Source organism: Acidithiobacillus sp. 'AMD consortium' (assembly GCF_008926505.1).
In the GTDB taxonomy this organism is placed as follows: Bacteria; Pseudomonadota; Gammaproteobacteria; order Acidithiobacillales; family Acidithiobacillaceae; genus Acidithiobacillus; species Acidithiobacillus ferridurans.
In genome coordinates this window covers 236,241-247,649 of record NZ_CP044411.1, presented here as the reverse complement: position 1 = coordinate 247,649, position 11,409 = coordinate 236,241, and the positions used below count along the sequence as shown (strand labels likewise).

Here is an 11,409-nt window from a genome sequence, read left to right as displayed (position 1 = left end):
ATGGACATGAACGGGAAAAAGGCATACATCGTCGGCATGGGCAAGACGGGACACTCCCTCTTGCGTACGGCCCTGCGCCTGGGCGCTCATTGCCGAGTGGCCGACACGCGTCTGCTGCCAGACGCCGCCGACTTGCGGCGCCGTTATCCAGCAGTCGATTTTCATTTTGGTGACATGCCCGGGGACCTGTTTCTGGAGGCGGATATTGTTCTGCTCAGCCCAGGGCTGGCACCGTCGCTGCCCGCCCTTGTCAGCGCCAGACGGGCCGGCATTGAGATTATGGGCGATATCGAACTTTTTGGCCGAATCGCCCGGGCCCCCATCGTCGCGATCACCGGCAGCAATGGCAAAAGCACCGTCACCACCCTGGTGGGCGAAATGGCACGGGCCGCGGGGCTGCGCGCCGCCGTCGGCGGCAACCTCGGCACCCCCGCCCTCGACCTTCTGCCGGAAACAAGGCCCGAGCCCGATCTCTATGTCCTCGAACTTTCCAGCTTCCAGCTTGCGGCCTGCCAGGATTTCCACCCCCGCGCCGCCGCCATCCTCAACCTGAGCCCAGATCATCTGGACTGGCATGGTGACTATGCGGCCTATGGTGCCGCGAAAACCCGCATTTTCCGGGCGATGGGCGCAGGGGACACGCTGGTACTGAACGCCGGCGACACCTTTACGACCGCCCTGCCGTCCCAGGTCCCTGCGGGCGTACAGGTGCAGTTCTTTGGCGGCGTTGACGAACACGACGCCAGCATCGCCGGTGACCGGCTCTGCCTGCGTCGCGACGGTCCCCTGCTGGATTTCGATCAACTCCCGCTGCGCGGCGCGCATAACGCCGAAAATGCGCTGGCCGCCGCCTTGCTGGCCCGCGCGATGGCCATCCCTGTGACGGCCATCCGCCAGGCGTTGCGCACTTTTCCGGGCCTACCCCACCGCCTTGCCCGGATCGCCGAGGTCAACGGTGTGAGTTACTACGACGATTCCAAGGGCACCAACCTGGGCGCGACCCTCAAAGCCATGTCCGGCTTGCCGGGACCCCTGGTGATGATACTCGGCGGCGATGCCAAGGGGGCCGACCTGAGCCCCCTGCGGGAGGCCTGTCGCGGGCAGCGTGGCGCTGTCGTCCTCGGTAAGGACGGGGCACAGATCTCCGCCCTGCTCGCCGGAATACTGCCCGTCGAGAGTGCCCGGAACATGGCACAGGCTGTCGAGAAGGCGGCGGTGCTGGCGCAGCGCGGCGACCAGGTGCTGCTCTCGCCCGCCTGCGCCAGTACCGACATGTTTACCGATTATCAGGATCGCGGCCGTCAATTCGCCGTGGCGGTACGGGCCCTGACGGAGGATCTGGCATGACCAGGCCGAGCTGGTGGTTGGCGGAAGACGGGCCCGCAGACACGGTCCTGTGGTGGATCATCCTGATTTTGCTCGGCTTCGGCCTCATCATGGTGTACTCGGCCAGCGCCCCCATTGCCCAGCACGAAACCGGCAACCCTTTCTTTTTTGCGGAGCGGCAGGGCATCTACGCCAGCCTCGCCGCCGCCGTGCTTTATTATACCAGCCGCGTCGATCTGGACTTCTGGGAGCGCATCACGTTCCCACTGATGGGCATTTCTCTCATTGCCCTGGTCATGGTTTTTGTGCCATTCGTCGGGGTATCGGTAAATGGCTCCCACCGCTGGATCAATTTCCTGATCGTCCGCCTGCAACCTTCCGAGTTGCTGAAATTCGCCCTGCTGCTTTTCCTCGCCCGCTACGTGGTACGCAAGGGGGAGTTGCTGGGACGCATCAAGGAAGGTCTCTGGCCGATTTTCGTAGTGCTGGGTCTGCTGGGTCTGCTTTTACTCCTGCAACCGGATTTCGGCTCCTACGCGATGGTGGTGCTCCTTACCGGAGTGATGCTTTTCCTGGGTGGACTGCCCTTGGGTTACGTCCTCCTGGCCGGCATCGTGTCGGGTAGCGCCCTGGGGATTTTGGCCGTATCCGCGCCTTATCGCCTGGCCCGCATCACCACATTCCAGAACCCCTGGGCAGATCCCTACGGCGCCGGATTCCAGTTGGTGCAATCTCTCATTGCCTTTGGGCGTGGTGGCGTCTTCGGAGTCGGTCTGGGCGACGGAATCATGAAATATTTCTACCTGCCCGAGTCCTATACAGACTTCATTCTGGCGGTGATCGGCGAAGAGCTGGGTATGATCGGGGTGTGGTCCCTGGCGATTCTCTATGGCATCGCCAGCTGGAGGATCTACCGCGTCGGCCGGCGCGCGGCGGCGGCCGGGGATGCGTTCTTCGCTCTTTTCTGCTACGGCACACTGACCTGGTTTGGGGGCGAGGCGGTGATGTCCATGGGCGTGAATCTGGGCGCTTTACCGACCAAGGGTTTTGCCCTGCCCCTGATCAGTTACGGCGGCAGCGCCCTGGTCTTTCTCTGCGCCGCGCTGGGCGTCGTCCTCGGCGTCAGCCGCCGCTATCCGGCCGTACACAAGGGCTCGGTCGTGATCCGGGAGGAACTCCAGAATGGCTGACAGCGTCCTGATCGCAGCGGGTGGCACCGGAGGCCACGTCTTCCCGGCACTGGCGGTCGCCGATGCGCTGCGCGCCCAGGGGGCGGAGGTCGCTTTTGCAGGAACGGCCGCCGGGATGGAAGCACGCCTCGTGCCCGAGCGCGGCTACCCGTTACATACGCTGGATATGCAGGGCCTGCGCGGCAATGGCATCAGACGCTGGTTGCGCGCGCCTTGGCGAGTGGGCAGGGCCGTTCTGCAGGCACGCCGGATTTTGCGGCAGACCGGGAGCCAAGTGGTCCTGGGTATGGGGGGTTATGTCGCCGCGCCCGTCGGCATCGCCGCCTGGACCTTGGGTCGCCCGCTCTGTCTGCACGAGCAGAATGCCGTCGCCGGGCTCAGCAACCGTTTGCTGGCCCCACTGGCCAGGCGTATTTTTCTCGGCTTCCCCAGCGCCCGCCTGGCCCGGGGTGAGTGGGTGGGGAATCCGGTGCGCGAGGCTATTCGCGCCTTGCCGCTGCCACGGGAACGCTTCCACGACCGCAAAGGGCCGGTACGCCTGCTCATCATGGGCGGCAGCCAGGGTGCCAAGGGACTGAACGCAGTCAGTGCCGCCGCGCTGAGCGGTATGACCGCCGCCGAGCGTCCTGCCATCTGGCATCAGGCGGGCAGGGATCACGTGGAAAGCACGCAGGCGGCTTACGCGCGGGCCGGCATTGACGCTCGGGTAGAACCCTTTATAGAGGATATGGCGGCGGCGATGGGATGGGCCGATCTTGCCCTCTGCCGCGCCGGCGCCGCCACCATCGCCGAACTCGCCGCCGCTGGTCTCGGCGCCATCCTGATCCCCTTCCCCTTCGCCGTGGACGATCATCAGGCCGCCAACGCCCGTTTTCTGGAGGAGGCCGGTGCCGCCAGGATGCTGCGTCAGGAGGGACTGGACGCCCCGCAACTGCGCGATGTGCTGCGTCCCTTGCTGGCCGACCCGGAACTCCGCCTGCGCTGGGCAGAGGCGGCACGCCGGCAGGCCAAGGGCGACGCCGCCGCCACCGTTGCGGCAGCATGTATGGAATGCGTGGGAGGCACCGATGCGTAACTGGGTACGACAAATCCATATGGTCGGAATCGGCGGCAGCGGCATGCGCGGCATAGCCGAGGTACTGCTGAATCTCGGCTATGCCGTCTCCGGTTCTGATCTGCGGCCCGGCAATTCCACTTTGCGCCTGACGGATTTGGGGGCGCGGATTTTCAGCGGCCACGAAGCAGCCAATGTGCGCGGCGCCGATGTGGTCGTGATTTCTTCGGCCATTCCCGAAAGCAATCCCGAGGTGCAGGCCGCCCGCACGCTGCGCATCCCCGTCGTCCGCCGCGCCGAGATGCTGGCGGAGCTCATGCGCTTCAAGCAGGGCATCGCCATCGCCGGCACCCACGGCAAAACCACCACCACCAGCCTGGTGGCAAGCATTCTCGGCGCTGGCGGACTGGATCCCACCTTCGTCATCGGTGGCCGCCTGAAGAGTGCCGGCACCCATGCCGCCCTCGGCAGCGGTGAATATCTGGTGGCGGAAGCGGACGAATCCGATGCATCCTTCCTCTATCTCTCACCCGTCATGGCCGTCGTCACCAATATTGACGCCGATCACATGGAAACCTACGGCGGCAGCCTCGACAATCTGCGTGGCGCCTTCCTGCAATTTCTCCAGCGCCTGCCCTTCTACGGCCTCGCCGTCCTCTGCACCGATGAAGCCTTGGTCGCCGGCCTCATCCCCGAATTGCGCACCCCCGTGCTGCGCTACGGTTTCGGTGACGATGCGGATTTACAAGCGCGTGATGTCACCGTGCAGGGCATCGGCAGCCGCTTCGCCGTGTGGCGGCGGGTGGACAGCGACTATGTCCATTGGCTGGACGTAGAACTGGGCATCCCCGGCCGCCATAACGTCCTCAATGCCCTCGCCGCCATCGGTATCGCCAGCAAGGTGGGCATACCGGAATCCACCATTGCCGCTGCTCTGGCCGACTTTCGTGGGGTCGGCCGCCGCTTTGAGCTGGTCGGTACCTTCGCCGGCGTTACCGTGGTGGACGATTACGGCCACCACCCCCGGGAAATCGCCGCCACCATCGCCGCAGCCCGTTCCGTATGGCCGGAGCGGCCGCTGGTGGTAGCCTTTCAGCCCCACCGCTATAGCCGCACGCAAGCGCTCTTCGCTGATTTTGTCAGCAGTCTGGCGGCGGCGGACCGGGTGATTCTGACGGATATATATAGCGCCGGCGAAAAACCCCTGGCCGGCGTCACCGGCAGCGCCCTCGCCGAGGCCATGGCCGCCCAGGGCATAAGCGTCCGTTTTCTGCCCGACTTGCTGACCGCGCCGCAACAGCTCCGTGCCGAGCTTCCTGCCAATGCGGTGCTGCTGACCCTCGGGGCCGGCAGCATTGCCAGTCTGGCGGCACAATGGCCCCAGGTTTTTGGGGAGGACCCCTCATGATGCATGCCATTGGTGGCCGTCTGCGCCTGGGGGAACCCATGCATCGCCACACCAGTTGGCGGGTCGGCGGGCCGGCTGACCGCTTCTATCTGCCCGGCACACTGGAAGATTTGCAGGCTTTCCTGCAGCATTTCGCCACCGCCCCCATCACCTGGCTCGGGCTGGGTAGCAATGTGCTGGTGCGGGATGGCGGCCTGCGCGGTACCGTCATTTGCCTGGCCAACACCCTGGATGCCATCACCCTCGATGCGTCCGGCCTGATCCATGCTGGCGCCGGCGCCGGCGCCGTCAAGATTGCTCATTTCGCGGCCAAAGCCGGGCTTGCGGGCGCCGAATTCCTGGCCGGCATACCCGGCACCCTGGGCGGCTGCCTGACGATGAATGCGGGGGCCAACGACGGCGACACCTGGAGCCTGGTGGAATGGGCCGAGGTCCTGCACCCCGATGGCCGAGTGCAACGCCTGTCCCGCTCCGAGTTCCAGGTGGGTTATCGCGAGGTGCAGGGTCAGGGTGCTGCCTGCTTCATCGCCGCGGGATTGCGCCTGTCGCCCGCAGACAGCGACATCGTCCTGCAGCGCCTGCGCGCCTGGCAGGAACGCCGCGCCGCCACTCAGCCCCTGGAATGGCCGAGCTGCGGTTCCGTCTTCCGCAATCCGCCCGGCGATCATGCCGCCCGGCTCATCGAGGCGGCAGAGCTCAAGGGCCTGCGTTATGGGGACGCCGAAGTCAGCACCCAGCACGCCAATTTCATCATCAACCGCGGTGCCGCCCGCGCCGAAGAGATCGAGGCACTGGTGGCCAACGTACAACGAGAGGTCCGCAACCGCTTCGGCGTCGAACTTCAGCCAGAGATGCGGGTCATCGGGGAGGTGGCCGATGTCTGATTTGGCCCGCATAGCCGTACTTTATGGAGGTCCCTCCGGAGAGCGCGAAGTCTCTCTCGACAGCGGCCGCGCCGTGTTGCAAGCCTTGCAGGGGCTGGGTATGGATGCCGTCGGCGTCGACATCCAGCCGGCCATCCTCCAGCAGCAAATGGCCGAAAGCGGGGCGCAGATCGCCTTCAACGTCTGCCATGGCGCGGTAGGCGAAGACGGTCTGTTGCAGGCCTGCCTGGAAACTCTGGATATGCCCTACACCGGCAGCGGGGTCCTCGCCTCCGCGCTCGCCATGGATAAATGGCGCTGCAAGCAGCTCTGGCGAGCTGCCGGGTTACCGGTGACCGACGGCATCCTGCTGCATCGCGGCGGCCATACGCCCGATCTCGGCGCCCGCTTCGGCTGGCCCCTGTACATCAAGCCGAACCACGGTGGCTCCAGCCTCGGGGTCAGCAAAGTCTGCGGCCCGGCGGAATTGGATGCAGCCTTACAGTGCGCCTTCGCCATCGAGGAGGAAGTCCTCTGCGAGGGTGCCGTCATCGGTCACGAAGCCACCGTCGGCGTCCTCGATGGCCAAGCGCTGCCGCCGATCGTCATCGAAACGCCCCGGGCCTTCTATGACTACACCGCCAAGTATCTTGCCGACAATACCCGTTACCTCCTGCCCTCCGGCCTCGGCGCGCCACTGGACCAGCAGTTGCAGGCGCTTGCGCTCAGTGCCTTTGCCGAGCTCGGCTGCCGCGACTGGGGGCGGGTCGACTTCATGGTCGACGGCGATGGCCGACCCCATCTGCTGGAAGTCAACAGTGTACCCGGCATGACCAGCCACAGCCTGATTCCCATGGCCGCCAAAGCCACCGGCATAGGTTTCCCGGAATTATGCGCCGCCATACTGCGCACCGCGCAGAGGAGAGTGAAATATGGTTAGCGTCATGCGCGATTACCGTCATGGGCAGCAAGCGCAACATCCTGCCGCCACCCTCAGAAAACCGCCCAGACCCACAGCCGAGGCGGCCCCGCCCAAAGTACGCCGGGCCATTCCGTGGCGGCTTTATGGCCGCACGCTCTTTGGCGGAATCGGTATCAGCGCCCTCGCGTGGGGGGGCTGGATGGGCTGGAACTGGGTGCGTGAACCACAAGTCATGCCCATCAGCACCTTGACCATTTCCGGCATATCGGCGCGGATCCCGCTGCCCGAGGTGAACGCCGCCCTCAGACCCTACGTGGGTCAGGGTTTTCTCTGGATCCATCCGGATCAGGTGCGACGGGCAATCGACGCCCTCCCGTGGGTAGCGGATGCGGAAGTCCGCCGGGTCTGGCCCGACCGACTGCAGATCCAGATCAAATCCTACACACCCGTAGCCCGCTGGCTGTGCGGCGCGGGACAGATGGTGGATGGCCAGGGTCAGGTGTTCAGCGTCCCCCCCCAGCAGATACCGGCAGGACTTCCGAACCTCGAAGGCCCGGCCGGCAGCGGTAGTGAACTGATCGCACAACTCGCCACTTTCAACGATATCGTCGCCCCGCTTGGCGTCAAGGTGACGTCCCTTCAGGAAGACCGACGCGGCGGCTGGCGCTGCATTCTCAGTAATCAGGTGCGCTTGCTGCTGGGCAGCGAAAACATCCTTCCCGCCTTAAAACGCTGGGTGGCCATCGCCCCCCAGGTCAAGGAATACCTCGTGCCGGGGGCCACCATGGACCTGCGCTACACCAACGGCTTTGCGGTCGCCATGCCCGCGGCGGCCACCGTCAGCAGTCAGTAACGGATCACCGATCCGAAGGAGCGAAACGAAATGAAACGCAGCAATCCGGAACTCATCGTCGGTTTGGACATCGGCACCTCCAAGGTCGCCTGCATCGTCGCCCAGTCCAGGGGCGGCCGTGAGGCAGAGATCATCGGCGTCGGTCAGCATCCCTCCCGGGGCCTCAAAAAGGGTGTGGTCGTCGACATCGAATCCACCGTTCAAGCCATCACCCGCGCTGTACAGGAAGCGGAACTGATGGCCGGCGTGCAGATTCACGGCGCCATCGTCGGTATTGCCGGCGGCCACATCCGCGGCTACAACAGCCACGGCATCGTCGCCATCAAGAACAAGGAAGTCAGCAATGAGGATGTCGGTCGGGTCATGGACGCCGCCCGTGCCATCGTCATTCCCCAGGACCAGAACGTCATCCATATCCTCCCCCAGGAATTCATGATCGACAGTCAGGAGGGGGTCCGTGAGCCCTTCGGCATGTCCGGCGTGCGCCTGGAGGCACGGGTGCACATCGTCACCGGTGCCGTCAGCGCCGCGCAAAACATCACCAAGTGCGTCGAACGCTGCGGCTTGCAGGTACAGGATCTGGTCCTCGAACAGCTCGCCTCCGCCGATGCCGTCCTCACCGCTGATGAGAAAGAACTCGGTGTCTGTCTGGTGGACATCGGCGGTGGCACCACGGACATCGCCATCTTTCGCGATGGCGCCGTTCGCCACACCGCTGTCATCCCCATTGCCGGCGATCAGGTGACCAACGACATCGCCCTCGGCCTGCGCACCCCGCCCGTCGAAGCCGAACAGATCAAAAAGCTCTACGGCTGCGCCCTCGGTGATCTGATCGAGCAGGATGACGAAATCCCCGTCCCCAGCGTTGGCACCCGCCCGCCCCGAACGATTTCGCGGCGCATCCTCGGCGACATCATCGAGCCTCGCATCAAGGAGCTTTTCGAGCTGATCCAGGCGGAACTGCGCCGCACCGGCTACGAAGACATGGTCGCTGCCGGAGTGGTCATTACCGGCGGCTCCAGCAAGCTGGAAGGCATGGCCGAGCTGGCCGAAGAAATCCTCCATCTGCCGGTGCGCGTCGGCGAGCCCATGCATTTACCGGGCATGGAAACCGTCGTCCGGACTCCGGGCCATGCCACGGGTGTCGGTCTGGTCATGTACGGGCTGCACAATCAAGTGGCGAGTCAGGCCGAGCCACTTCAGAACCCGGCCATCGCGGCCCGGGAAAACCATATGGATACCAGCTTCGGCGGCGTTTTTCGCAAGATGCGCTCCTGGGTACAGACGAGCTTTGGCTGATTTCTGCTCGCAGGGCTGAGGTACACAATTTTGCAGGACTTCAAGAAGGAGAAAGACGATGTTTGAACTCAATGAATGTGAACAGGACGGCGCGGTCATCAAAGTCATCGGCGTCGGCGGCGGCGGCGGCAACGCCATCAACAACATGTGCGCGGCAGGATTGGAAGGCGTGGAGTTCATCAGCGCCAATACCGATGCCCAGGCGTTGCGCCACTCCCACGCCGGCCATACGATCCAGCTCGGCGCTCAGATCACCCGCGGCCTCGGTGCGGGCGCGGATCCCGAAGTCGGGCGCAAGGCCGCCGAGGAAGGCCGTGACGAAATCCGCGCGGCCCTGGAAAAGGCCGACATGGTCTTCATCACCACGGGCATGGGCGGCGGCACCGGCACCGGCGCCGCCCCCGTGGTGGCAGCCATTGCTCGCGACATGGGCATCCTCACCGTCGGTGTGGTCACCAGGCCCTTCAACTTTGAAGGCAAGAAGCGCCAGCAGCACGCCCTCTCCGGCATCGACGAACTCTCCCAGTATGTGGACTCGCTGGTCATCATCCCCAACGAGAAACTGTTGTCCGTCCTCGGCAAGAACATCAGCCTCAAGGACGCCTATCAGGCCGCCGACAACATCCTCCTCGGCGCCGTGCAGGGCATCTCCGAGCTGGTCACCCGCCCCGGCCTGATGAACCTGGATTTCGCCGATGTCCGTACCGTCATGTCCGGCATGGGCCTGGCCATGATGGGTGCCGCCAGCGGCCGCGGCGAAAACCGCGCCAAGGATGCCGCCACCCGTGCCGCCTCCAGCCCGCTGCTGGACGACATCAATCTCGCGGGTGCCCGCGGCATTCTGGTCAACATCACCGCCGGCATGGACCTGACTTTGGGCGAGTTCGAAGAAGTTGGCGAACTGATCCGTGGTTATGCGGCAGATGACGCCAACGTCAAGGTCGGTACGGTGCTGGATCCGGAACTGGAAGGGGAACTACGGGTTACGGTGGTCGCCACCGGTTTGCAACGGGAACCCGTGCGGCTGGCGGTCGAGAACATCCGGCCACGGTCGGCAGCCATCCCTGCCACGGCGGCAGACTGGCGCAACCTCGACAAGCCCACCGGCATGCGCCAGCTCGAACGTCCGACGGGTTCGAGCGTGCCCGCCCATGGCGGCAACCATACGCCGAACTACGCGGACCTGGACATCCCCGCCTTCCTGCGCCGTCAGGCGGACTAAGGGCGTAGGGCCGGGTCAGCGCAGGCGCTGACCCCGGGCGGCTACGTTTCCCGCCCGGTGGGGAACCGTCTGCCCGCCATCATGCCGCTACCGTGCCCATGGCGAACCGTTACAGCGCGATCAGCCCGTCACCAAGTGCCCGGAAGCATCATGGTCGGCGGCGCTCATCAACTTGCGGTAACGGCTGAGATCCTTGATGCTTTGAATGGGCGTTTCGAGCAAAGCAGAAAGATTGCGCAAAATGCCGTTGACCACCTTGCCCTCCCAGATCGCGTCGAAATGAATCTGGGTATCCAGCCATTGCTCCAGCCAACCCGGATCCGGCAGATGACTCTGCACGCTGTCCTCGGGATACATCGCCTTGTTCACATGGAGATTGGTAGGATGCAATGCCTTCGCCGTCTTGGTATTGGCCATGAGTACACCGATCTTCGCAAAAGCCAGACGCGCGCTGTCCCCGAGGCGATCAATAGCGCGCCGCATATATTTCAGATAAACACCGGCGTGCCGCGCCTCGTCCTTGGATAGCACCTCGTAAATCGAACGGATCACCGGCTCGCTATGCCACTGCGCCGCGCATTTGTACCAGTGTGTCAGGCGGATTTCGCCGCAAAAATGCAGCATAAGGGTTTCCATCGCCGGCGCCGGATCAAATTCAAAGCGCACATTGTGCAATTCCTCTTCCGTCGGCAGATATTCCGGTGCGAAGCGGCGCAGGTATTCCATAAGCACCAGGGCGTGCTTCTGCTCTTCGTAGAACCAGATGGACATGAAGGCCGAGAAATCGGAGTCGCTCCGGTTGTCGCGGAGAAACATCTCCGTCGCCGGGAGTGCCGACCACTCGGTGACCGCATTCATCTTGATCGTGCGCAACTGCTCATCGCTGACCAGGCTACGGTCAAACTGCTCCCAAGGGATATCCGTGGCCATGTTCCAGCGCGCGGCCTCCAGCGATTTGAACAACTCAGGGTATAACATGGCGAACCAACCTCTCTCATGGCGTTCTCGATAACGGGCGCCGGGGCACCTCGGCCCCCTTCCGCACAGCAGACGAAAGTCGCGCGCCGGCCCCCCACAAAGCCTTGTGACAACACCGTGAGGCTTCGTAAAATATATGCTTGGCATTTTACGACAAATCCCGGCATCGGGCGAATGATGGACCATGTATGCCCGGGTACGCGCCAACGGTCCTGAAGTCCGGCCCGGATGAGCACCAGATTCCTGCTCGGCAAGCACGCCTTGCGACGCCTTGCATTGGTTGTTCATAACGGG

10 protein-coding genes are annotated in these 11,409 nt (G+C 64.2%); 9 read left to right on the top strand and 1 reads right to left on the bottom strand.

The genetic code is table 11. The annotated features are described in order from the left end of the window. Genes murD through ftsZ form a run of 9 tightly spaced genes read left to right on the top strand, consistent with a single transcriptional unit; the run spans nucleotide 1 to nucleotide 10,137 of the window. Nucleotides 1-1,347 carry a UDP-N-acetylmuramoyl-L-alanine--D-glutamate ligase gene (gene murD / locus F6A13_RS01340; RefSeq protein ID WP_113526276.1) on the top strand — a complete coding sequence of 449 codons (1,347 nt, stop codon included), beginning with the start codon at nucleotides 1-3 and terminating at the stop codon, nucleotides 1,345-1,347. Next, nucleotides 1,344-2,516 (top strand): putative lipid II flippase FtsW, encoded by a 1,173-nt coding sequence (ftsW, locus tag F6A13_RS01335; protein ID WP_113526275.1) that lies wholly within the window; start codon nucleotides 1,344-1,346, stop codon nucleotides 2,514-2,516. The genes murD and ftsW overlap by 4 nt, the downstream gene beginning before the upstream one ends. Next, nucleotides 2,509-3,591 carry an undecaprenyldiphospho-muramoylpentapeptide beta-N-acetylglucosaminyltransferase gene (gene murG / locus F6A13_RS01330; RefSeq protein WP_126604579.1) on the top strand — a complete coding sequence of 361 codons (1,083 nt, stop codon included), beginning with the start codon at nucleotides 2,509-2,511 and terminating at the stop codon, nucleotides 3,589-3,591. Before ftsW ends, murG begins: the two co-directional genes overlap by 8 nt. Continuing rightward, the gene (murC, locus tag F6A13_RS01325) at nucleotides 3,584-4,978 is read left to right on the top strand and encodes a UDP-N-acetylmuramate--L-alanine ligase (RefSeq protein ID WP_113526273.1); all 1,395 of its coding nucleotides are present in this window, start codon (nucleotides 3,584-3,586) and stop codon (nucleotides 4,976-4,978) included. The genes murG and murC overlap by 8 nt, the downstream gene beginning before the upstream one ends. Beyond that, entirely contained in the window at nucleotides 4,975-5,862 is an 888-nt protein-coding gene (murB, locus tag F6A13_RS01320; RefSeq protein WP_113526272.1) for a UDP-N-acetylmuramate dehydrogenase, read from the top strand. The genes murC and murB overlap by 4 nt, the downstream gene beginning before the upstream one ends. Then, nucleotides 5,855-6,781, top strand: a complete 927-nt coding sequence (locus F6A13_RS01315; RefSeq protein WP_113526271.1) for a D-alanine--D-alanine ligase — start codon at nucleotides 5,855-5,857, stop codon at nucleotides 6,779-6,781. Before murB ends, F6A13_RS01315 begins: the two co-directional genes overlap by 8 nt. Continuing rightward, nucleotides 6,774-7,616 carry a cell division protein FtsQ/DivIB gene (locus tag F6A13_RS01310; protein ID WP_151528014.1) on the top strand — a complete coding sequence of 281 codons (843 nt, stop codon included), beginning with the start codon at nucleotides 6,774-6,776 and terminating at the stop codon, nucleotides 7,614-7,616. Before F6A13_RS01315 ends, F6A13_RS01310 begins: the two co-directional genes overlap by 8 nt. 30 nt (nucleotides 7,617-7,646) lie before the next feature. Next, the gene (ftsA, locus tag F6A13_RS01305) at nucleotides 7,647-8,915 is read left to right on the top strand and encodes a cell division protein FtsA (protein ID WP_113526269.1); all 1,269 of its coding nucleotides are present in this window, start codon (nucleotides 7,647-7,649) and stop codon (nucleotides 8,913-8,915) included. Between the two features lie 58 nt (nucleotides 8,916-8,973). Next, the gene (gene ftsZ, locus F6A13_RS01300) at nucleotides 8,974-10,137 is read left to right on the top strand and encodes a cell division protein FtsZ (protein WP_113526268.1); all 1,164 of its coding nucleotides are present in this window, start codon (nucleotides 8,974-8,976) and stop codon (nucleotides 10,135-10,137) included. A gap of 120 nt (nucleotides 10,138-10,257) precedes the next feature. Here the strand turns inward: ftsZ and F6A13_RS01295 are convergent, their stop codons facing one another. Next, the gene (locus F6A13_RS01295) at nucleotides 10,258-11,115 is read right to left on the bottom strand and encodes a ferritin-like domain-containing protein (RefSeq protein ID WP_113526267.1); all 858 of its coding nucleotides are present in this window, start codon (nucleotides 11,113-11,115) and stop codon (nucleotides 10,258-10,260) included. Nucleotides 11,116-11,409 lie beyond the last annotated feature (294 nt).